Source organism: Mycobacterium sp. 1165178.9 (assembly GCF_001673555.1).
GTDB lineage: Bacteria > Actinomycetota > Actinomycetes > Mycobacteriales > Mycobacteriaceae > Mycobacterium.
Genome location: NZ_LZMB01000034.1, coordinates 1 through 21387, shown reverse-complemented (window position 1 = coordinate 21387; position 21387 = coordinate 1). Strand labels below are relative to the sequence as shown.

Sequence of the window (21387 nt, the reverse complement as noted above, 5' to 3'; positions counted from 1 at the left end):
CCACTCACGGGCCGGTTTCCGGCATAGTACGAAGGCTCGTCACGCGGCCCCGTCACCGTGCACTGGGTCCACAGCGCGAAGCCCGCCTGCTGATCCCTCAGATCCCGGAAAAAGATCCGACCGCCCTAGATCCAGACGCCCTTGCCCACGGCGACCACACCGCCTGCGCTGATCGCGAAGCGCTCCCGGTCCCTTTCCAGGTCCACGCCCACCATCTCGCCCGGCCCTACGACGACGTTCTTGTCCAGGATCGCGTGGCGCACCACCGCGCCGCGGCCGACCCGGGCGCCGGGCATGATCACGCTGCCCTCCACGATCGCGCCATCGTCGACCACCACGTTGGACGACAGCACCGAGTTGCGCACCGACGCCGCCGAGATGATGCTGCCCGCACCCACCACCGACTCCTGCGCGGAACCGCCGTTGACGAACTTGGCCGGCGCCAGGTTCTCCGACTCGCCGCGGATCGGCCAGCGCTTGTTGTACAGGTTGAACACCGGATGCACCGACACCAGGTCCATGTGGGCGTCGTAGAACGCGTCCAACGTTCCCACGTCCCGCCAGTAGGCCCGATCACGATCGGTGGCGCCGGGCACCTCGTTGTCACTGAAGTCGTAGACCGCGGCCATCCCGTCGTCGACCAGTCGCGGGATGATGTCGCCGCCCATGTCGTGGTCGGAATGGTCGTCATCGGCGTCCGCACGGATCGCGTCGATGAGCACCTTGGTGGTGAAGATGTAATTGCCCATCGACACGAACGTCTGCTCGGGGTCGTCCGGGGTTCCCGGGGGATCCAGCGGCTTCTCGATGAAGTTGCGGATGCGGCCCGACTCGTCGGAGTCGATGCAGCCGAACGCGGTGGCTTCGCTGCGCGGCACTCGGATGCCGGCCACCGTCGCGCCGGCACCGCTGTCGATGTGGAACCGGACCATCTGCTCGGGATCCATCCGGTACACGTGGTCGGCACCGAAAACCACGATGTAGTCGGGATCTTCGTCGTAGATCAGATTGAGCGATTGGTAGATCGCATCGGCCGAGCCGGTATACCAGCGTGGGCCGAGCCGCTGCTGCGCGGGCACCGGAGTGATGTACTCACCGGCCAGACCGGACAACCGCCAGTTCTGCGAGATGTGACGGTCCAGTGAATGCGACTTGTACTGGGTGAGAACGCAGATGTGCAGATACCGGGCATTGACGAGGTTGGACAGGACGAAGTCGATCAGTCGGTAGGCGCCGCCGAAGGGAACTGCGGGCTTGGCGCGGTCCGCCGTCAGCGGGTACAGCCGCTTGCCCTCACCGCCGGCCAGGACGATGCCCAGCACGTGTGGCGCTTCCCTCATGGTTTCAAACCTATCGGCCGTTGCGAAGGGCTGCCAGGGGCATGGGGTGATTGGCGGCGTTCTGTGGTGCTGTCCGTCAAGGTATTTGGCTGCGCACGCCGCGAAGATTGCCCCGCGGTGGGGCGAACCCGGCTCGCGGCGGCCTCCGTCGCCGAACTACCGTTCGGTTATGCGGGTGGCCATGATGACGCGCGAATACCCACCGGAGGTCTACGGCGGGGCGGGGGTCCACGTCACCGAACTCGTCGCCCAGCTACGCCGGCTGTGCGCGGTCGACGTGCATTGCATGGGCGCACCGCGTCCGGGCGTCTACGCGCACGAGCCCGACCCGCGGCTGCGGGGCGCCAACCAGGCGGTGTCGACCCTGTCGGCCGACCTGATGATGGCCGATGCGGCGGCGGGGGCCAGCGTGGTGCATTCACACACCTGGTACACCGGCATGGCCGGGCACCTGGCCTCCCTGCTCTACGGTGTCCCGCACGTGTTGACCGCGCATTCGCTCGAGCCGCTGCGCCCGTGGAAGGCCGAGCAACTCGGTGGGGGTTACCGGATCTCGAGTTGGGTCGAGCAGACCGCGGTGCTGGCCGCCGACGCCGTCATCGCGGTCAGCACCGCGATGCGCGAAGACGTCCTGCGTGTCTATCCCACACTGGATCCCAGCGCCGTGCACGTCGTCCGCAACGGCGTCGACACCGACGTCTGGTACCCGGCCGGGCCGGTGCGAACCGGATCGATGCTGACTGAACTCGGCGTCGATCCGGGCCGGCCCATCGTGGTGTTCGTGGGCAGGATCACGCGGCAGAAGGGACTGGCGCATCTGGTGGCGGCCGCCCACCGGTTCAGCCCGGAGGCGCAGGTGGTGTTGTGCGCCGGGGCTCCCGATACCCCGCAGATCGCCGACGAGATTCGCGATGCCGTGGCCGCCCTGGCCGCCAGCCGCACCGGGGTGTTCTGGATCCGGGAGATGCTGCCCATCGGTGATCTGCGCGAAATCCTCTCGGCGGCATCAGTTTTCGTATGCCCGTCGGTTTACGAGCCGTTGGGCATCGTGAATCTGGAGGCGATGGCCTGCTCGACGGCGGTGGTGGCCTCCGATGTCGGCGGAATCCCGGAGGTGGTCGCCGACGGGGTCACAGGGACGCTGGTGCATTACGGCCCCGACGACGCGCGGGGCTATCAGGCCGGATTGGCTGATGCGGTCAACGAGTTGATCGCCGACGGCGAGAAAGCGCAACGCTATGGCAAGGCGGGACGACAGCGCTGCGTCGAAGAGTTCTCCTGGGCCCACGTCGCCGAGCAGACCCTGGAGATCTATCGGAAGGTGTGTGCATAGCGCCGCCGATTTCGTTCGGCGGCAGGACCTAGGTGGAGCTTGTCACGCCCTTGAGCTCGTCACCGAGGGCAGCGGCTTCGTCGGGCGTCAGCTCGACGACAAGTCGACCGCCTCCCTCAAGTGGTACTCGCATCACGATGCCGCGCCCCTCCTTGGTTGCTTCCAGAGGACCGTCTCCGGTCCGGGGCTTCATCGCCGCCATCGAGTGCTCCCTCCGGGTTCGAGCTGGCCCGCCCGTGCGGACCTGGTCGGCGCCGAGCATGCTCCGCCAGCGAACTTCAAGCCATGCCCGACATCGAACTGCGTTATCACCCCCCCATTGTTCCCTATCCAGGTCGCCACTTGAACAAAGACCCACATCTGTGTGCTCAATGGGCTGTCGCGGGCACCCAGCAATCGCGAATGTGGTCGTCGACCATCCCGGTCGCCTGCATCAGCGCATAGGCGGTGGTCGGGCCGACGAAACGGAACCCGCGCCGCTTGAGTTCACGGGCCATGGCTTTCGATTCGTCAGTGGCCGAGGGGATTTGGGATGGGTCGGCCGGGCGTGACCGCGGCGACGGCGCAAATGACCACAGCAGGTCCGCCAGGTCCGCCGGACTTCCCAGCTCAGCGGCGGCGCGCGCGTTGGCTATCGTCGACTCGATCTTGGCGCGGTTGCGCACGATTCCCTGATCCGCCATCAGCCGCTGCACATCGGCTTCGGTGTATTCGGCGACCTTGGTCATGTCGAAGTGGGCGAACGCGCGCCGAAAATTCTCCCTTTTTCGCAGGATGATCAGCCATGAAAGGCCACTTTGAAAGGCCTCCAGACTCATCCGCTCGAACAACGCGACCCCGTCGCGCACCGGTTGGCCCCATTCGCGGTCGTGGTAGTCGCGATAGAGCTCGAAATCGGGTCCGGGTCGCAGCGTCGCCCAGCTGCAGCGAACCAGTTCGTCGTTATTCACACTGAGTCCTGACGATCCTCACCGTCGTCTGGTTCCCCCGGCTCGCCCTCGGTCTCCTGCCCGGACGACGCGGCGTGCACAGCGGCCAGTTGCCCGCGCAGCGCCTCGAGCTCACGCGCGAGCCGATCCAGCACCCAATCCACCTCGCTGGTCTTGTATCCGCGCAGGACCTGGGTGAACTTGACCGCGTCGACGTCGGAGCCGGTCACCCCGAACGCGGGAAGCGCGGTGGCCGTCGTCCCCCGCGGCAGGGGTGGCAGCTGCTCGCCGCGGCCGAACAACAGGCTGGCCGCGCCGAACAGGACGATCGCCACCAGCACCAGGACAACCAGGTACAGCAACACCAACGCCACGTGATCGATACTGCCCTATGCCACCGACACGGCAGCGTCCGCCGTGACCCCGCGCAAGGCTAGCGGGGCCTGATGGCCTGCATCGGCGGCCGGTCCGCCAGCGACACGGGTGACGTGTGCTGGGTGTAGCCGTTGCCCTCGGGGCCGCCCGCTGTGAACTGCGTCAGCCCGACGCCCGAGTCCGGGATCCCACAGCGCGACAGCAGGGTTGCGATGACCTGCCGGCTCATCACGCCCAGCTCGGCCAGTGGTCGGTTGCGGTGCGCGCGGACTCCCAGGTTGGCCTGGGCGATCGCGTCCAGCCCCAGCCGGTCGAAGGCGTCCACCAGCAGACCGATCTCCACGCCGTAGCCCGGCGCGAAGGGCACCGAGGTCAGCAGCTCGCGGGTGGCCGCGTATTCACCGCCGAGCGGTTGGACGATGCAGCCCAGTTCCGGACGCAGGGCCGCCAGCAGCGGCCGTGCCACCAACTCGGTCACCCGCCCACCGCCGGTGGCACTCGCGTCGGCCGGCACGTCGCCGACGTCGGCGAGCTCGCTGCCCCGCAAAGGCCGCCGATAGAAGCTTTTGACCAGGTGAATGTGGTCGTCGGTGAGCAGCGGAGCGACCAGCCACGGCACGAACATCGGGTGCGGATCGATCAGGTCGGAGTCGACGAACACCACGATGTCGCCGCGGGTGGCTGCCAGCGAGCGCCACAGCGCCTCACCCTTACCGGGCCGGATCGGCACCTCGGGCAACGCCTGCTCGCGGCTCACGACGCGGGCTCCCGCGGCGACGGCGCGGATCTCGGTGTCGTCGGTGGAGCCGGAATCCAGCACGATCAGCTCGTCGACCAGCCCATCGACCAGCGGTGAGATGCTGTCGATCACCGACTCGATGGTTTCTTCCTCGTCGAGGGCCGGCAGCACCACCGAGATGGTCCGCCCCGCCTTCGCGGCCTCCAGCTCGGCGATGGTCCAGCTCGGTCGGTGCCAGCTGCGGTTGGCCAGCCAGACGTCGCCGGGCCGTGCGGCGAGCATGCCGTCGTTGGCGAGATCGCCGGCGACCAGGTCAGATGTCGTCATGCCAGCCCTCTCACCGTGCGTGTCGGCGGGCGTGTTCCCTGGATCGAGGCCACCATTTCCAGCACCCGTCGGGTGGCCGCGACCTCGTGTACCCGAAACATCCGCGCGCCGGCGGCCGCCGCGAGCGCGGTGGCCGCCAACGTTCCCTCGAGCCGCTCGGTCAATTCCACACCCAGAGTCTCCCCGACGAAGTCCTTGTTGCTCAAAGCCATCAGCACGGGCCACCCGGTATCAACGAGATCGCTCACGTGGCGCAACAGCAGCAGCCCGTGGAAAGTGTTCTTGCCGAAGTCGTGGGTGGGGTCGATCAGCACCCGGTCGCGGGCCACTCCGCACGCCACCGCCCGCTCGGCGGCCGTGGTGACCTGGGCGATGACGTCGTCGACCACGCCACGGGTGGTGATTCCGTAACTCACCCGGAAGGGGCGCGTGCGCGGCAGCGCGTTGCCGGTGTGCGAGCACACCAGGCCCGCCCCGAACTCGGCGGCCACCTCCGGCAGCTCAGGGTCGATGCCGCCCCAGGTGTCGTTGATCAGATCCGCGCCGGCCGCGCAGGCCACCTTCGCCACCTCGGCCCGCCAGGTATCGGCGCTGATGAGCTGGTCCGGATAGGCCCCGCGCAGCCATTCGACGAACGGCACCAGCCTGGCGATCTCGGTGTCGGCATCGACCTCTTGACCGGGACCGGCCTTGACACCGCCGACGTCGATGACGTCGGCACCGTCGGCGACGGCCCGGTGCACGGCCGACCTGGCAGCGTCGTCGCTGAAGGTCGCACCCCTGTCGTAGAACGAGTCCGGGGTGCGATTGATGATCGCCATGATCAGCGCACGATCGCCCGCGACGGGACGGCCGCACAGAGTTGGACGGCCGGCTGACGCCGGCGGTGTCGAGTGCACACGTATATGGTGCCCGGTCGCCGCGCCGCGCGCGGCCCGGGGACCGCGGGCGGCGGAAGTTGGAGCGTTAGCCAACGGCCCGCTCAGGGGCGTTTGCCCTCGGCTACCTCATCGGGATACTCGTCGTAGTACGGCACGTAGCCCTCGTCGCGTCCGGCCAGCACGTACAGCGGGTCCTTTACGTCGGAACCATAGGCCTGCTCGCGCAGCTCCACCTTGCGGCTCTTGAAGGTCGTGGTCTGCTCGATGGACTCCACCACCCGCACAAAGAGCGGCAGCGCGTAGGCGGGGAGCTGGTCGTACACGGCACGGGCCAGCGACTGCCCGTCGAACTCGGCACCGCCGCGCAGCTTGACCGCGGCCATGCCGGCGCGGCCGCCCGTGCGCGGAACCTCGACCCCGAAGACCGTGCAGTCCTCGACGGAATCGTCGGACGCCAGCGCCGCCTCGACCTGCGTGGTGGCGACGTTCTCGCCCTTCCACCGGAAGGTGTCGCCGAGCCGGTCCACGAACGCGGCGTGGCCCATGCCCTGCGGGCTCATCACGTCACCGGTGTTGAACCAGCAGTCGCCCTCACGAAAAGCGTTGCGCACCAACTTCTTTTCGCTCGACTCCTGATCGGTGTAGCCGTCGAAGGGCTGCAGCCGGTTGACCGGGCTGAGCAGCAACCCGGGCTCGCCGGCCGGCACGCGACGGACCCGTCCGTTGTCGTCGCGCAGCGGGGCGCCGGTGTCGGGGTCGTACTCGACGTAGGCCAGCGGCATCGGGAAGACACCGGTGGAGCGGGGCACGTTGAAGACGTTGATGAACGCCGCGTTGCCTTCGCTGGAGGCGTAGAACTCGCAGACGCGGTCGATGCCGAATCGCTCGGTGAACTCGTCCCAGATCTCCGGGCGCAGCCCGTTTCCGGCGATCACCCGCACCTTGTGTGCGCGGTCGGTCGGCTTGGCGGGCTGGTTGAGCAGGTACCGGCACACCTCGCCGATGTAGATGAAGGCGGTGGCCTCGTTGGCGATCACCTCGTCCCAGAACTTCGACGCCGAGAACGACTTGCCCAGCGCCAGCGTCGCCCCCGAGTTGATCACCGACGACAGCGCCACCGTCAGCGCGTTGTTGTGGTACAGCGGCAGGCAGCAGTAAAGGGTGTCGGAACTCCTGAGCCGCAACCCGATGCCGCCGAACGCCGCGAGCGCCTTGAGCCACCTCAGGTGCGTCATGACGCTGGCCTTGGGGAATCCCGTTGTGCCCGAGGTGAAAATGTAGAACGCGGTGTCCCTGGCATGCACGGCCGATGCCGAGGCGGGGTTGGTGGCCGGCGCGCTCGCCGCGAATCGCTCCAAGTCCTCGACGGTCAACGTCTCAGTGCTGCCCGAGCCCCCGCACTCGGCCACAGCGCTCACCAGATCGGTCTCGGCGATGAGCACCTTGGCGTCCAGCAAGCCGAGACTGTGCGCGAGCACCTCGCCGCGCTGGTGGTAGTTGAGCATGCCGGCGACCGCGCCGCATTTGACCGCGGCCAGCATGGCCAGCACGGTGTTGGGCGAGTTGCGCAGCATGATGGCGACGACATCGCCCTGACCTACGCCGCGCGCGGCCAGCACGGCGGCGTATTGGTTGGCAGCGGCGTTGGCGTCGCGGTAGGTCAGTTGCTGATCGCCCATGCGCAGGAAGATCCGGTCGCCGTAGCGGGCGGCCCGGTCGGCGAACACCGTGCCGATCGACTTCTTGGAGCCGGGCTGGGCCAGCAGCCCGGTCATCGCGCCACGCGCGATCACCGGCAGGTCGGCCAGTACGGCCGGCGCCCGAAATGCGATGTCGGTCAGTTTGACCGCCGTGCGCGCTCCACCGTCACGATCGGACACGTGATCCCCTCGATTCGTTTCCAAAGTCAAGCTCGGCGGACAGCCTAGTAGGGGTGGCAAACCCGTCTTCGGCCTCAGCCCGGTGCGCACGCTTTTAGCGCCGCACTCACCTTGTCGACCAGCGCCAACCGGTCCATCGCCACCTGAGAGACGTAACCGCTGTCCAGCAACCCACACAGCCAGGTCCACAGCCCTTCGTAGTGGCCGAAGGGATCCAGCAGCACGATGGGTTTGTCGTGCAGACCGAGGAAGGCCGTCGTCCACGCGTCGAGCAACTCGTCGAGGGTCCCGATGCCGCCGGGCAGCGCGATGAACGCATCGGCCCGGTCTTCCATGGCCTGCTTGCGCTCGTGCATGGTGTCGCTGACGATCAGCTCGTCGGCGTCCGCGTCGGCGATCTCGCGGCGCATCAAGACCTTGGGGATGACGCCGACGGTCCGGCCGCCGCGGGCGCGCGCCGCGCTCGCCACCGCGCCCATCGCCGATACCCGGCCCCCGCCCCACACCAGCGTCCAGCCGCGCTCGGCGATCGCCTCACCGAGTTCCGCAGCGACTCCGAGCAATTCGGGATGCTCCGGGCCGGACGCGCAGTACACACACACCGACCACTCGGCTGATGAATCGCGTTGGCCGGGCATATCCGCCAAAGGTAGACCAACCGCGTGCGGGCCGTCATATGTGGGGCTTTCGCCTTACCGCCCGGCTCTCGCACATAAAATTCGGCGGTGCCGATTCGATGGAACGTCCCCCAACATGCGACGGCCTCAGAGCGGCTGGATGCGGCTCTGGCCGACGGGGCCCGGGGAGCGGTGGTCCTGGGACCCGACGGCGTCGGCAAATCCACCCTGGCCCGGGTGGCCGCCGAGCGTTTCGCCGATCGGCACCCGAACACGCTCATCCGCTGGGTCACCGGCACCCCGACCGAGCGGACGGTCCCGTTCGGAGCGTTCAGCCATCTGGTGGAGATCGCCGACCTCGGCAAGCCGGCCGCGCTGTTGCGGGCCGCCCGGGCGTCGCTGGGCGGCGACGACCTGTTGGTCATCGTCGACGACGCCCAACATCTGGACGTGCTGTCGGCCACGCTGGTCTACCAGCTGGCGCGCGACGGCGCGGGGCGCCTCATCGTGACCGCCCGCGCCGACCCCGCTCCCGAAGCGATCGCGGCGCTGTGGAACGACGGCCTGCTCACCCGGATCGATATCGAACCGCCCGGCGGGGCGACCGCGCCGGGCGAGATCGACACGTTCCTCGACGAGCTCCCGGCGGCGGCGCGCTCGGTCCTGGAGTATCTGGCCGTCGCGGAGCCGCTGTCGGTCGCCGAGTTGACCGCGCTCGCCGGCGACGGCGCGGTGGACGACGCGGTGAGGTGGGGCGCCGCGGAGACCCGGGCGCGGGGCGGGTCCTCCGACGACCCGGTCGTCTACACGGCCCACCCGCTGTTCGCCGAGCGGACGCGCGCCGCGCTCGATCCCGACGAGGCCCGGCAGCGACGCACCGACCTCGTCGAGCTGCTGTCGCAACGTCCGTCCGAGCATCTCAGTGACCGGTTGCGGCTGGTGTCGTTGGCGCTGGACAGCGACACTCCCCCACGGGTCGCCGATGTCGTCGTCGCCGCCAAGCAAGCGCTGCGGCTGGGCGACCTCGCGCTGGGCGAACGGCTGGCCCGATGGGCGCTGCAGCGGTCCGGCGGGTTGGTGGCACGGCTCGCGCTGGCCCATGCCCTGGGCTGGCAGGGCCGTGGCCGCGAGGCCGATTCGGTGCTGGCCGAGGTCGACTCCACCGCGTTGACCGAAGCGGCGCTGATGGACTGGGCGCTGCTGCGCGCGGCCAACCAGTTCTGGATGTTGAGCGAACCGGAGCGCGCCACCGCGTTCTTGCGGACCGTGCGCAACCGGGTCACCGACACCGGGCCGCGGACCACCCTCGACGCGCTCAGCGCGACCTTCGCGATGAACGCCGGCAATGTCGGACACGCCGTGAAGGTCACCGCCGAGGTGCTCGCGTCGCCGGCGGCCGATGACCAGGCGGTGGCTTGGGCGGCCAGTGCGGCCGCATTGTGCGCGGCGCGCGAGGGTCGATTCGATGACGTCGAGCCGCTGGCGCAGCGCGCCTTGGCCGCCGAACATCCCGGACTGCTGCGCTTCACGATCGGGCTGGGTCAAACGACCGCGCTGTTGATGGCCGGGCGCCTCGACCAAGCCCGCCAGCTCGCGCAGCAGTTCACCGACTTCGCCGAACTGCAGCAGCCGGGCCGCGCGATCGGCGAGGTGCTGCTAGCAAATGCGCTCATCGCCGGGGGCGAATTCGCCGCTGCGGCAGCGTTATTGGTCCCGGCAGCCGCCACCCTGGAGCGCACCGGCTACTCGTGGGGGCCGCTGTCACTTACGCTGCTGGCCACCGCGCTGGCCCAGCAGGGCGACACCGCTGCGGCGGCAAAGGCGTTGAGCAGGGCTGAATCCCGGCACGGCACCAAGTCGGCGCTGTTCGCGCCGGAGCTCGGCGTGGCGCGGGCACGGCGGCTGTCCCTGGTGCGGGACACGCACGGCGCGGTGGCCGCCGCGCGCGACGCCGCCCGAACGGCCGAACGTGGCGGGCAGCGGGGCGTCGCGATGCGGGTCTGGCACGAGGCCGTGCGGCTGGGCGACATCCGGGCCGCCGACCCCCTGGCTCGACTCTGTGCCGAGATCGACTGTGTCGCAGGCAGAATCGCGCTGTCCCATGCCCGGGCGCTGTCCGCCGGCGATGACGATGGGCTGCGGGCGGTGTCGGAAGAGCTGACGTCGATCGGCATGCACGCGGCCGCGGCCGACGCTGCCGCGCAGGCGCAGCGGTGCGGGGCCGGGAAGGCTTAGCCGCTCAGGTAGCCGCGCAGCACGTCCACCGCGGCGGTGATGTCGGCGACCGCGACCCGCTCGTCGCGCTTGTGCGCCAGGTTGGGATCACCGGGCCCGAAGTTGACCGCCGGTATGCCCAGTGCGGCGAACCGCGCCACGTCGGTCCAGCCGTACTTGGCCCTGACGTTGCCACCCGCCGCGCCGATGAGGGCCTTGGCAGCGGGCTGGGACAGTCCGGGCAGTGCGCCCGCCGCCGCGTCGGTCTGCTCGATGTGCACGTCGAGCCCGGCGAGCACGTCGTGGACGTGTTGCAACGCGTCGGGCAGCGACCGGTCGGGGGCGAAACGGAAGTTGATGGTCACGGCGGCCGCGTCGGGAATGACGTTGCCCGCCACGCCGCCGTCGATGCGCACGGCCGACAGGCCCTCACGGTAGACGCAGCCGTCGATGTCGACGCTGCGTGCCTCGTACGCGGCCAGCCGCTCGAGCACGGCGCCGAGCTTGTGAATCGCGTTGTCTCCCAACCAGGATCGCGCCGAATGGGCACGGGTTCCGCTGGCGCTGACGACCACGCGCAGCGTGCCCTGGCAGCCGGCTTCGATGTAGCCGCCGGTGGGCTCGCCCAAGATCGCCACGTCGGCCGACAGCCAGTCCGGCAGCTCGCGTTCGATGCGGCCCAATCCGTTTGCCGCGGCCTCGATTTCCTCGCAGTCGTACATCACCAGCGTCAGATCGTGCACCGGGTCGGCCACCGTGGCCGCGAGATGCAGAAAGACCGCGTCCCCGGACTTCATGTCCGCCGTGCCGCAGCCGTACAGGTCGCCGCCCTCGCGCCGGCTGGGCAGGTTTCCGGCCACCGGCACGGTGTCCAGGTGCCCGGCCAGCAGCACGCGCGACTGCCGCTGGTGGTGCGTGCGCGCCAGCACGGCGTCGCCGTTGCGAATGATCTCGAACCCGGAGGTCTGCGCCCGAAGCGCGGCCTCGACCTCGTCGGCCAGCCGCGCTTCGTCCCGTGATTCGCTGGGGATGTCCACCAGCGCCGCGGTCAGCGCGATCGGATCTCCGCGTAAGTCCAGCACGGTCTCAGGGTAGGCGACCGCGGCGCGGCGCAGCCGGCCGTCGGTGTTTGACCGCCCCACCGAGGCGACGGCACGACTCCCGGCTTCACACTCCCACAGGGCGGGCGGAACCCGATGCGAGCCCACGAAGTAACCTGTCCGCCGTGACAAGAGCAGCAGGCGCCGAAGGGATAGGCCTGGCAACGCTGGCCTCCGACGGATCGATCCTCGACACATGGTTTCCCGCACCGGAACTGACCGCATCGGGCACCAGCGCGACGTCGCGGCTGGCGCTGTCCGATGTTCCCCCGGAGTTGACCGCGCTGATCGGCCGCGACGACGACCGCGGCACCGAGGCCGTCGCCGTGCGAACCGTCATCGGCTCGCTGGATGACGTGGCCGCCGACGCCTACGACGCCTACCTGCGATTGCATCTGCTCTCGCACCGATTGGTGGCGCCGCACGGGCTGAACGCCGGCGGCTTATTCGGGGTATTAACCAATGTGGTCTGGACTAATCGCGGACCGTGCGCCGTCGAGGGTTTCGAGGCGGTCCGGGCCCGGTTGCGGCGCCACGGGTCGGTGACGGTGTACGGCGTCGACAAGTTCCCGCGCATGGTCGATTACGTCCTGCCGACCGGAGTGCGCATCGCCGACGCCGACCGGGTGCGTCTGGGCGCCCACCTGGCGCCGGGCACGACGGTGATGCACGAGGGCTTCGTCAACTACAACGCCGGCACCCTGGGGGCGTCGATGGTGGAGGGACGCATCTCCGCGGGCGTGGTGGTGGACGACGGCTCCGACATCGGCGGTGGGGCCTCGATCATGGGGACGCTGTCCGGCGGTGGCACCGAGGTGATTTCGATCGGCAAGCGCTGCCTGCTGGGCGCCAACGCCGGCCTAGGTATCTCGTTGGGCGACGACTGCGTCGTCGAAGCCGGCCTGTATGTCACCGCGGGCACCAAAGTCATTACGCCCGAAGGTAAAACGATGAAGGCACTCGAGCTGTCCGGCGGCAACAACCTGTTGTTCCGCCGCAATTCGGTGAGCGGGGCGGTGGAAGTGGTGGCCCGCGGCGGTCAGGGTATTGCGCTCAACGAGGACCTGCACGCCAACTGAGGTGCACCTATAAGTCGGCGGCGACCCGCTCGGCGGGCGGGGCGGCGCCCAGCGCGGTTCCTTTGGTTTCGGGCAGCAGAGAGACGCACACGAGGCTGGTCGTCACCAGCGTCGCCATCATGAGCCCGATCGCCCAGCTGCCGTACGTCGCCAGCAAGGTGCCCGCCAACAGCGGCGGCACGGCGGCGCCGAGGATGCCGGCCAGGTTCATCGCCACCGCCGCGCCGCTGTAGCGGTAGCGCGTGGCGAACAGCTCGGGAACGAAGGCCCCGGTGGGACCGTTGGCCGTCGCCGCGCAGGCGAACATGCCGAGGACGGCTACCGCGTACATGACGGGGCTGCCGGTATCCATCAGCGGGATGACCACGAAGGCCCACGGCAGACACGCCGCCAGCCCACAGAGCATCACTCGGCGGCGCCCGACCCGATCGGACAGCCATGCCCCGAACGAGACGAACGCAATGCTGGTCAGTCCGGCCAGCGCGCCGACGCCCCAAATGAAGCTGCGCGAATAGCCCAGGTGGGAGTGGGCGTACATGACGAGGAAGGTGTTGCCCAGATAGACGAAGCCCATGCCGCCCAGGAAGCAACCCGCGACCAGCACGATCTCGCGTCGCTGCAGCCGCACCAGTTCTGCCAGTGGCGCTTTGGGCACCAGGTTGCGGGCCTTCTCCTCGACGAACAGCGGGGTCTCATCGATGTTGAGCCGCACATAGAGGGCGATGCCGATCAGCCCGCTGCTGATCAGGAAGGGCACCCGCCATCCCCATTCCAGGAACGCGGGGCTGCTCTCCCCCATGGTGAGGCTTACGGCGAGGAACGTCAGGCTGGCGAGTATCCCCGCCGTGCCGCCGCCCAGCGAGGTGAACATGCCGTACCAGCCGCGCTTTCCGGGGGGCGCGTATTCGGCGCTCAGCAGGACGGACCCTGCCCATTCGCCGCCGACGGCGAAACCTTGCAGCAACCGCAGGACGACGAGGGTCAAGGGCGCCGCGACCCCGATCGACGCCGTAGTGGGGACCAGGCCCACGCTGACGGTCGATGCGCCCATGATCAGCAGCGTGGCGACCAGTGTCTTCTTGCGACCCAACCGGTCGCCGAAGTATCCAAAGACGGCCGCTCCCAACGGGCGGGACAGGAATGCCGTCGCGAACGTCGCCATCGAGGCGATGGTGGCCACCGTCGGTCCGAGGTGCGGGAAGAACACCGCGGGAAACACCAGTGCGGCCGCGGTTCCGTAGATCAGGAAGTCGTAGAACTCGATGGCCGAGCCCACGAGACAGGCCGTCGCGATCCGCCGCATGGGGGTGCGGCCGGTGGGGGCCGCGAACCGAGCCGGCTCACCCATGGTGCCCGCTCGCCGTCCGGTTACGTCGTTGCACCGTTACGACGGTAGGTGAAGCTTCGCGGGCACGCTCGGCCCTAAAGCTGGCAAATTGCTGCGTGTCTCGAAACCGGGCTGACCGGGCGCCACCCGGTTGAGCGCCCGCTCAGCCGTCGGTCAGCAGCTGCTTCTTGAGGACCTTGCCCATGGCGTTGCGCGGCAGCGCGTCCACGATGCGCACCTCACGAGGCCGCTTGTGCACCGAGAGCTCCTGAGCGACATAGTCGATCAGCTCGTCGCCGTCGGCCGACCCGACGACGTACGCGACGATGCGCTGACCGAGGTCCGCATCGGGCATCCCGATGACCGCCGCCTCCTGAACGCCGGGGTGGCCCAGCAGCACGGTTTCGATCTCACCCGCCCCGATGCGGTAACCGCCGGACTTGATCAGGTCGACCGACTCCCGCCCGACGATGCGGTGCATCCCACCTGCATCGATCACCGCCACGTCGCCGGTGCGGTACCAGCCGTCGGTGTCGAACGCCTCGGCGGTGGCTTCGGGCCGGTTCAGGTAGCCGTCGAACATCATTGGCCCGCGCACGTGCAGCTTCCCGACGGTCTCGCCGTCGTGCGGCACCATGCCGCCGTCGTCGTCCACCACCCGGGTCTGCACTCCGGACAGCGGCAGGCCCACCCACCCCGGGCGTCGCTCGCCGTCGGCGCGCGTGGACACCGTGATCAGCGATTCCGACGCGCCGTAGCGTTCGATGGGCCGATGTCCGGCGAGTCCGGCCAGCCGGTCGAAAACGGGCACCGGCAGCGGCGCGCTCCCGGAGACCAGCAGCCGCGCGGGGCGCAGCGCCCGGGCGGCGGGCTCGTCGGCCACCACCCGCGACCACACCGTGGGCACCCCGAAAAACAGCGTGCCCCCGTGCTCGGTCGCGGCCTGCGCGTAGCCCGCCGGCGTCGGCTTGCCGGTATGGATGAAGCGATTTCCGATCCGCAGCGAGCCGAGGAGTCCCAGCACCAGGCCGTGCACGTGGAAGAGGGGCAGGCCGTGCACCAAGACGTCGTCGGCCGTCCATCGCCAGGCTTCCGCCAGGGCATCGAGGTCGGCCGCGATCGCCCGTCGGCTGAGCACCACACCTTTGGGCAGCCCCGTGGTGCCCGAGGTGTAGATGATCATCGCGGTGGCGTCCGGCGACGGCTCGGGGTAACGGTGCCAGGAGCGGGCGTGCACCCGAACCGGGATGTGCGGCAGGCCCTCCGACTCCGAGTCTTTCGGGGGCGCTGCCCCAAGCCAAGCCCGCACACCGGAGTCGGTGAGCATGTGCCGGCGTTCGGCCGCGCCGACGTCGGCGGGCACCGGGACAAACGGCACCCCGGCGATGAGGCACCCCGTGACGGCCAGCACGGTCGCCGCAGTCGGGGCGGCGAGGACGGCAACCCGGCCCGCGCCGCCCGCCCGGTCGGCCACCGAGGTGGCGGCACCGACGAGGTCGCTGCGGCTGAACACGGTGCCGTCGATGCGCACCGCGTCGGCGATATCGGTGGCGGTGAGCGCCGCGGGATTCAGGGACGCCAGCAGCACGTGAGCAGGCTACCGCGCCGCCGAGGAGGTCAGCCTCGCTCGTCCCAGATCTTCGTCAAGGTGGAAAGGATCTCCTCGCCGCGGCCCAGGCCGCCAAGGTGGCTTTCGCCGGGCAGCACGATGAGCTCGCAGTCGGGCAGCCGGGACACGACGTGCTCGCCGTGCGCGAACGGCACGATGTGATCGCTGTCGCCGTGCCACCACCGCACCGGGACCTTGACCTCCTCGAGCCGGAATCCCCAGTCCTGGGTGAACAGGATGATGTCGTTGAACGGGGCCGCCAGTTGCTTGCGGCTCCCGTTGAGCAGGTCGTCGAGGAACATGGCCGCGAACTCGGGCCGGGTCAGCAGGCGCCGGTCGCCCTCGGGCGATATCGCGGCATAGAGATACAGCGCGGGGTTGGCGACCGGACGGATGGACCGGATCACCAGGCTCGCGCCGATCCGCAGCGGGTCACCGCCCAGCCGCAGCAGCGGGGCCACTCGCTTGCCCAGGTTCATCAGGCCGCTGGTGATCCCCTCGTCGCCGAGGAAAGGCGCGACGCCACCGAGCACGCCGAGGGCTACCACCCGGTCCGGCAGCACCGCCGCGGACGCGAGCGCGTACGGGCCGCCGCCGGACAGGCCGATGACGGCCATCTTGTCGATGCCGAGGATGTCCGCGATGGTGCGGAGGTCGTCGCCGAACGCGCGGATGTTGTCGTAGCGGTGCGGCGTCGACGAGCCGATCCCGGGCCGGTCCAGGCCGATCAGCCGGATCTTGTGCTGTTCGGCGTACAGGCGGGCCTCGACAGGGATCTGCCGACGAGCGCCGGGGGTGCCGTGCAGCCAGAAGAACGCGCGGCCCTGCGGGTCACCGAACTCCGCGAACCCGATCTGGCGGTCCTCGCCTACGGCGACGTTTCCTTCGAGCTTGGGGCGGGCGATCTCGATGACCATGTCGAGCAGCTTGACATGTCAGGTGTGGTTCACCCAAGCGGGCCCAGTCGCGCCATCACTCACCGATGGGCAGCAGGTGCCGCAAACATCAATCAACGTCGGAATTGCTCGAAACATCAGAGGGATTTCGGGCACATATGGCTCGGCTTACGCGGGAACCCCGATCGCCATCGGTTCCATGTACTGATGCAACCCGCCAATGCCGCCGCCCTCGCGGCCCAGCCCGCTGAGCTTGAAGCCACCGAACGGCGCGCCACCGGGACTGATGCCGTTGACCGCGATCTGGCCGGTACGAATGCGGCGCGCCACGCCGACGGCGCGGTCCACATCTTCACCCCACACCGCACCGGAGAGCCCGTATTGCGAGTTGTTCGCGATGGCCACGGCGTCGTCGTCGTCTCGGTAGCGCAGCACGGTTAACACCGGGCCGAACACTTCCTCTTGCGCGATAGTCGAATTCGGCTCCGCCCCGGACAGGATCGTCGGTTCGACGTAGTAGCCGACGTCCAAGCCGGCCGGCCGGCCGCCGCCGGTCACCAGCTTCGCCCCATCGCTGCGCGCTCCGGCGATGTGCGCCTCCACCCGGTCGCGTTGCGCCGCACTGATCAGCGGACCCATCTGCCCATCGGGATCGGTGGGGTCGCCCACCTTGACCTCGCGAGCCAACGCCGCAAGGCGGTCGACGATGTCGTCGTGCAGCGAATCAGGCAACAGCAGCCGGCTGTGCAGGATGCAGGCCTGTCCCGCGTGCAGCGAACAGGATTCGAACAGCATCTGCTGCAGCATCTCGTCGGTGACTTGCGCGTCGTCCAGCACGATGCTGGCCGACTTGCCGCCCAGTTCCAGCAGGATTCGCTTCATGGTGTCCCCGGCGGCGGACATGACCTGGCGACCGACGACCGAGCTGCCGGTGAAGCTCACCATGTCGATGCGCGGATCGGTGGTCAGCAGCTTGGCCGCCTCGACGCCTGAGGGCGTGACCACGTTGACCACCCCGGGTGGAATGTCGGTGTGCTCGTCGATCAGCCGCGCCAGCGCAAGCCCCGCCAGCGGGGTCAGTGGAGAGGGCTTGAGCACGACCGTATTTCCCGCGGCCAGAGCATGATTCAGCTTCATCACGTTCAGGCAGTGCGGGAAATTCCACGGCGTCAGCACCGACACGACACCCAGCGGTGCATGCCGGAGCAACGTGGTCCCCGCGCTGATACCGCTGACCTCTTGGTCGACCAGCTGGGTCGCGAGCTGGGCGGCATGCATGGACATGAACCCGGCACCGTCGATCTGCATCATGCGTTCGTTGGCGATGCAGCCCCACTCCGCCTGGGACAGCGCGAAGAAGTCGTCGGCGTGCTTGGTCAGCGCCTCGCCCAGCTGGTTCAGGCACGCGGCTCGCTGCTCGGCGGACGTCGTGCCCCACGGTCCGCTGTCGAAGGCGCGCCGCGCGGCCGCGATCGCGTCGGCGACCTGGGCGATGCTCGCGTCGGGCGCGGTGGCGATGACGGCCTCGGTGGACGGGGACACATCGTCGTAGCGGCCGTCCTGCGGCTCGACCCAGTCGCCGTCGATGTAGAGCTGGTAGGTCTGGACAAGAGCGGGCGAATCGGCCATGTGCTTCCTCCGGTCATCTGATCACTTGGTGTACCCGCCTCAGCGACCGCCGTCAATCATCATCGAGCGAATTCCGCGCTATCCCTTGCTGTGCCGTCGTATTGACAGCACGCGACGGCGCAGAGTACACACAACGCGCAGGACAGATCACACCGATCTGTCGGATCAGTCGTCCCGCGAGGAGGCTTTTGCTACGTGACCGACTCAGAAACCGTCAGCGCCAAGGTGCGGGCACTCGTCGGACAGCCAACCGGCGGCACCGGAAAACCTTCGCTCGCACCGGACCCGGTGAACCAGCCCATGATCCGGCACTGGGCGCACGCGATGGCCGACATGAACCCGGTCTACCTCGATCCAGAGTTCGCCGCCTCGTCACGGTTCGGCGGCATCGTGTCGCCGCCGGTGATGCTGCAGACTTGGACGATGCCCTCGCCGAAATTGGAGGGAATCGGTGAGCGGGGTGGGGCTCCTGTCGAGATCCACAGCAATCCAACCGCATTCCTGGATGAGGCCGGCTACACCAGCACGGTGGCGACGAATTCGGAGTTCGAGATCGAGCGGTACCCGCGACTGGGCGACGTGATCAGCGCGACGACGGTCTACGAGTCCGTTTCCGACGAGAAGAAGACGGCGTTAGGCACCGGCTTCTTCCTGACCTGGCTGACGACCTACACCGACCAGCACGGTGAAGTGCTAGGGCGACAGCGATTTCGGGTGCTGCGATTCAGGCCGGCGAGCTGATGGCGGCACGCCTCGCCCCGGCGATCACCCCGGACACCGAATTCTTCTGGAATGGATTGCGGGAGAACAAACTCCTGATCCAGCGCTGCGGCGGGTGTAGGCAGCTGCGCCATCCTCCCCGCCCCATGTGTCCGCACTGCCGGTCGTTGGACTGGGAGGCGATCGAGTCTACGGGCCGCGGCACGGTCTACAGCTACGTGATGCCGCACGAGCCGAAGTTTCCGTTCTTCGAGTACCCCTACGTCGTCGTGCTGGTGGAACTCGAGGAAGGGGTGCGGTTGGTATCCAACCTGACCGGCATCGATCCGTCCGATGTGACGCCGGGATTACCGGTCGAGGTCTACTACCAGGATTTCGATGATGGCCTGGTGCTGCACCAGTTCCGGCCAGCAAGCTAGGTATTGCCATGGATCTCAACTTCACCCTGGGTCCTGCTTGGGCGCGGGCGGCCGGGCTCGGCGCAACCTACTCGGAAGGACCCGCATGACGATCACCTCCGGCCGGACCACAACCCTGCGATGGCAAGACATCGCGGAGGGCGACGAGGTCAACCCGCTTGAAATCCCGATCACCACAACGATGATCGTCGCCGGCGCGATCGCCACCCGTGACTTCATGCCCGTGCACCACGACCGCGACTACGCCAAGCAGCAGGGCTCACCCAACCTGTTCATGAACATCCTGACCACCAACGGGTACTGCGTGCGCTTCCTGACCGACTGGGCCGGCCCCGAGGCGATGGTGAAGAACCTGTCGATTCGCCTTGGGGTGCCATGCTTCCCCGACGACCCGCTACGGTTCACCGGCAGTGTCACCAACAAGACCGAGGGCTCAGATGGTGAGAACTTCGTCGAGGTGACGTTCAAGGGTTCCAACAGCCTGGGCGACCACGTGTCCGGCACTGCGGTACTCAGCCTGCTCGACGGGTCGGGCGCGTGAGCCGGACGCTGCCGGGCGCCGCGGCCATCGTCGGGATCGGCCAGACGGAGTTCTCGAAGGAATCCGGGCGCAGCGAGCTGCAATTGGCATGCGAGGCGGTCAGTGCCGCACTCGACGACGCCGGCCTGGACCCCAGTGACGTCGACGGCATGGTCACATTCACCATGGACGCCAGCGACGAGATCGACATCGCCCGCAACGTGGGCATCGGTGACCTCAGCTTCTTCTCCCGCGTGCACCACGGCGGCGGTGCGGCCGCAGGCACCGTCGTGCACGCGGCGATGGCCGTCGCCACGGGTGTCGCCGACGTCGTGGTCTGCTGGCGCGCATTCAACGAGCGGTCGGGTTTCCGGTTTGGTGGCAGCGGTCGCAGCATGGCCGAAACACCCTTGTTCATGGCGCATTACGCGCCGTTCGGGCTGCTCACCCCCGCGGCCTGGGTCGCCGTGCACGCCCAGCGCTACATGTCGACGTACGGCGTCACCAACGAGGACTTCGGCCGGATCGCGGTCGTCGACCGTAAGCACGCGGCGACCAACCCCGACGCGTGGTTCTACCAGCGCCCGATCACCCTGGAAGACCACCAGAATTCGCGCTGGATCGTCGAACCCGTGCTCCGCCTGCTGGATTGCTGCCAGGAGAGCGACGGCGGCGTCGCGCTGGTGGTCACCAGCGCCGAGCGCGCCCGTGACCTGCGCCAGCCGCCGGCCATCGTCGCCGCGGCCGCCCAGGGCGCGGCCCACAACGGCGAGATGATGACGAGCTACTACCGCGACGAGATCACCGGGCTGCCCGAGATGGGCGTGGTGGCCCGCCAGCTGTGGCGCGACTCGGGGTGCACGCCGCAAGACATCCAAACCGCGTTCATCTACGACCATTTCACGCCGTTCGTGTTCGCCCAACTCGAGGAACTCGGATTCTGCGGGCGCGGCGAGGCCAAGGACTTCGCCACCATCGAGCGGCTGTCGCTGGGCGGAGAGTTCCCTATCAACACCAACGGCGGCCTGCTCGGCGAGGCCTACATCCATGGCATGAACGGCATCACCGAGGGAGTGCGGCAGGTGCGCGGCACCTCGCACAATCAGGTCGACAACGTCGAACACGTGCTGGTCACGTCCGGCACCGGCGTGCCCACCAGCGGGCTGATTCTCGCACCGGCCGGCTGAGGGGAACCGTGGCGTTGGGTGTGAAACCTCGGCGGACAAAATCGGCGTGTCGCCGCCGGGTGTTCACACTCAGAGCCGTGAGCGCACAGTCGGTGGCTCTTGCACGTCAACGCGGGATTCGCTCCAAGTCTTGAGCTCGCTGCACCGGCGGACGCTGTTGCGGGTCCACCTCGGGCGGCCGGTCGACCCGTGATGCCGTTCTGTGGGAGTGGACCGACGTGGTGCTGCGGCGTGGGGCTTCTGCTGGTGGTTGCCAACTCGAGCTT

Annotated in this window: 20 protein-coding genes; 7 read left to right on the top strand and 13 right to left on the bottom strand. The window is 68.6% G+C overall.

What is annotated here, in order from left to right; all coding sequences use genetic code 11:
- Positions 1-125 precede the first annotated feature (125 nt).
- Complete coding sequence (glgC, locus tag A5652_RS02045; RefSeq protein ID WP_067346137.1) at positions 126-1340, bottom strand: glucose-1-phosphate adenylyltransferase; 1215 nt, start codon at positions 1338-1340, stop codon at positions 126-128.
- A 169-nt stretch (positions 1341-1509) separates the two neighbouring features.
- On the opposite strand from glgC, the gene glgA reads away from it, so the two are divergent.
- Positions 1510-2673: a glycogen synthase gene (glgA, locus tag A5652_RS02040; RefSeq protein ID WP_067346135.1), complete on the top strand. Its 1164-nt coding sequence runs from the start codon at positions 1510-1512 to the stop codon at positions 2671-2673.
- A 28-nt stretch (positions 2674-2701) separates the two neighbouring features.
- Here the strand turns inward: glgA and A5652_RS02035 are convergent, their stop codons facing one another.
- The 7 genes from A5652_RS02035 to A5652_RS02005 all read right to left on the bottom strand — a co-directional run bounded on the left by A5652_RS02035 (position 2702) and on the right by A5652_RS02005 (position 8442).
- Positions 2702-2875, bottom strand: coding sequence for a DUF3117 domain-containing protein (locus tag A5652_RS02035; protein WP_066995255.1), 174 nt, complete (start codon positions 2873-2875; stop codon positions 2702-2704).
- 166 nt (positions 2876-3041) lie between these two features.
- Positions 3042-3623, bottom strand: a complete 582-nt coding sequence (locus A5652_RS02030) for a DNA-3-methyladenine glycosylase I (protein WP_067346133.1) — start codon at positions 3621-3623, stop codon at positions 3042-3044.
- Entirely contained in the window at positions 3620-3976 is a 357-nt protein-coding gene (locus tag A5652_RS02025; protein WP_067346131.1) for a DivIVA domain-containing protein, read from the bottom strand. The genes A5652_RS02030 and A5652_RS02025 overlap by 4 nt, the downstream gene beginning before the upstream one ends.
- A gap of 59 nt (positions 3977-4035) precedes the next feature.
- Positions 4036-5043, bottom strand: a complete 1008-nt coding sequence (locus A5652_RS02020; RefSeq protein WP_067346129.1) for a glucosyl-3-phosphoglycerate synthase — start codon at positions 5041-5043, stop codon at positions 4036-4038.
- Complete coding sequence (gene folP, locus A5652_RS02015; RefSeq protein WP_067346127.1) at positions 5040-5864, bottom strand: dihydropteroate synthase; 825 nt, start codon at positions 5862-5864, stop codon at positions 5040-5042. Before folP ends, A5652_RS02020 begins: the two co-directional genes overlap by 4 nt.
- Positions 5865-6025: 161 nt before the next feature.
- Positions 6026-7804 carry a long-chain-acyl-CoA synthetase FadD6 gene (gene fadD6 / locus A5652_RS02010; RefSeq protein WP_067346125.1) on the bottom strand — a complete coding sequence of 593 codons (1779 nt, stop codon included), beginning with the start codon at positions 7802-7804 and terminating at the stop codon, positions 6026-6028.
- A 74-nt stretch (positions 7805-7878) separates the two neighbouring features.
- A complete protein-coding gene (locus A5652_RS02005; RefSeq protein ID WP_067346124.1) occupies positions 7879-8442 on the bottom strand; it encodes a TIGR00730 family Rossman fold protein in 564 nt (187 codons plus the stop codon).
- An 87-nt stretch (positions 8443-8529) separates the two neighbouring features.
- Between A5652_RS02005 and A5652_RS02000 the strand changes: the two genes are divergently transcribed.
- Positions 8530-10656 (top strand): AAA family ATPase, encoded by a 2127-nt coding sequence (locus A5652_RS02000; protein WP_067346122.1) that lies wholly within the window; start codon positions 8530-8532, stop codon positions 10654-10656.
- On the opposite strand, the gene dapE is transcribed toward A5652_RS02000, so the two are convergent.
- On the bottom strand, positions 10653-11717 hold the full coding sequence (gene dapE, locus A5652_RS01995; RefSeq protein WP_067346148.1) for a succinyl-diaminopimelate desuccinylase: 1065 nt from the start codon (positions 11715-11717) through the stop codon (positions 10653-10655). The two genes, A5652_RS02000 and dapE, sit on opposite strands and share 4 nt — an antisense overlap.
- Positions 11718-11860: 143 nt before the next feature.
- Between dapE and dapD the strand changes: the two genes are divergently transcribed.
- The gene (gene dapD, locus A5652_RS01990; RefSeq protein WP_067346119.1) at positions 11861-12814 is read left to right on the top strand and encodes a 2,3,4,5-tetrahydropyridine-2,6-dicarboxylate N-succinyltransferase; all 954 of its coding nucleotides are present in this window, start codon (positions 11861-11863) and stop codon (positions 12812-12814) included.
- Positions 12815-12821: 7 nt separating this feature from the next.
- Here dapD and A5652_RS01985 read toward each other — a convergent pair whose 3' ends face one another.
- From A5652_RS01985 to A5652_RS01970, 4 genes are all read right to left on the bottom strand, one after another.
- The gene (locus A5652_RS01985) at positions 12822-14162 is read right to left on the bottom strand and encodes an MFS transporter (RefSeq protein ID WP_082983736.1); all 1341 of its coding nucleotides are present in this window, start codon (positions 14160-14162) and stop codon (positions 12822-12824) included.
- A gap of 142 nt (positions 14163-14304) precedes the next feature.
- Positions 14305-15729, bottom strand: coding sequence for an acyl-CoA synthetase (locus tag A5652_RS01980; RefSeq protein WP_067346116.1), 1425 nt, complete (start codon positions 15727-15729; stop codon positions 14305-14307).
- 29 nt (positions 15730-15758) lie between these two features.
- Positions 15759-16667 carry an alpha/beta fold hydrolase gene (locus A5652_RS01975; RefSeq protein ID WP_067346114.1) on the bottom strand — a complete coding sequence of 303 codons (909 nt, stop codon included), beginning with the start codon at positions 16665-16667 and terminating at the stop codon, positions 15759-15761.
- Between the two features lie 147 nt (positions 16668-16814).
- Entirely contained in the window at positions 16815-18275 is a 1461-nt protein-coding gene (locus A5652_RS01970) for an aldehyde dehydrogenase family protein (protein WP_067346112.1), read from the bottom strand.
- Between the two features lie 195 nt (positions 18276-18470).
- Here A5652_RS01970 and A5652_RS01965 point away from each other — a divergent pair, with 195 nt between their 5' ends.
- The 4 genes from A5652_RS01965 (at position 18471) to A5652_RS01950 (ending at position 21121) form a co-directional block, all read left to right on the top strand.
- Complete coding sequence (locus tag A5652_RS01965) at positions 18471-19016, top strand: MaoC family dehydratase N-terminal domain-containing protein (protein WP_067346110.1); 546 nt, start codon at positions 18471-18473, stop codon at positions 19014-19016.
- Complete coding sequence (locus A5652_RS01960; RefSeq protein ID WP_067346108.1) at positions 19016-19414, top strand: Zn-ribbon domain-containing OB-fold protein; 399 nt, start codon at positions 19016-19018, stop codon at positions 19412-19414. The genes A5652_RS01965 and A5652_RS01960 overlap by 1 nt, the downstream gene beginning before the upstream one ends.
- An 85-nt stretch (positions 19415-19499) precedes the next feature.
- Positions 19500-19955, top strand: coding sequence for a MaoC family dehydratase (locus A5652_RS01955; protein WP_067346106.1), 456 nt, complete (start codon positions 19500-19502; stop codon positions 19953-19955).
- Positions 19952-21121, top strand: a complete 1170-nt coding sequence (locus A5652_RS01950) for a lipid-transfer protein (RefSeq protein ID WP_067346103.1) — start codon at positions 19952-19954, stop codon at positions 21119-21121. The genes A5652_RS01955 and A5652_RS01950 overlap by 4 nt, the downstream gene beginning before the upstream one ends.
- Positions 21122-21387: the final 266 nt, after the last annotated feature.

Bases quoted from the DNA above. Each gene is read 5' to 3' on its own strand.
- A5652_RS02020 (WP_067346129.1), bottom strand. From the start codon at position 5,043: ATGACGACATCTGACCTGGTCGCCGGCGATCTCGCCAACGACGGCATG.
- glgA (WP_067346135.1), top strand. From the start codon at position 1,510: ATGCGGGTGGCCATGATGACGCGCGAATACCCACCGGAGGTCTACGGC.
- folP (WP_067346127.1), bottom strand. From the start codon at position 5,864: ATGGCGATCATCAATCGCACCCCGGACTCGTTCTACGACAGGGGTGCG.
- A5652_RS01970 (WP_067346112.1), bottom strand. From the start codon at position 18,275: ATGGCCGATTCGCCCGCTCTTGTCCAGACCTACCAGCTCTACATCGAC.
- glgC (WP_067346137.1), bottom strand. From the start codon at position 1,340: ATGAGGGAAGCGCCACACGTGCTGGGCATCGTCCTGGCCGGCGGTGAG.
- A5652_RS02035 (WP_066995255.1), bottom strand. From the start codon at position 2,875: ATGGCGGCGATGAAGCCCCGGACCGGAGACGGTCCTCTGGAAGCAACC.
- A5652_RS01955 (WP_067346106.1), top strand. From the start codon at position 19,500: ATGACGATCACCTCCGGCCGGACCACAACCCTGCGATGGCAAGACATC.
- A5652_RS01960 (WP_067346108.1), top strand. From the start codon at position 19,016: ATGGCGGCACGCCTCGCCCCGGCGATCACCCCGGACACCGAATTCTTC.
- A5652_RS01985 (WP_082983736.1), bottom strand. From the start codon at position 14,162: ATGGGTGAGCCGGCTCGGTTCGCGGCCCCCACCGGCCGCACCCCCATG.
- A5652_RS02005 (WP_067346124.1), bottom strand. From the start codon at position 8,442: ATGCCCGGCCAACGCGATTCATCAGCCGAGTGGTCGGTGTGTGTGTAC.
- A5652_RS01975 (WP_067346114.1), bottom strand. From the start codon at position 16,667: ATGGTCATCGAGATCGCCCGCCCCAAGCTCGAAGGAAACGTCGCCGTA.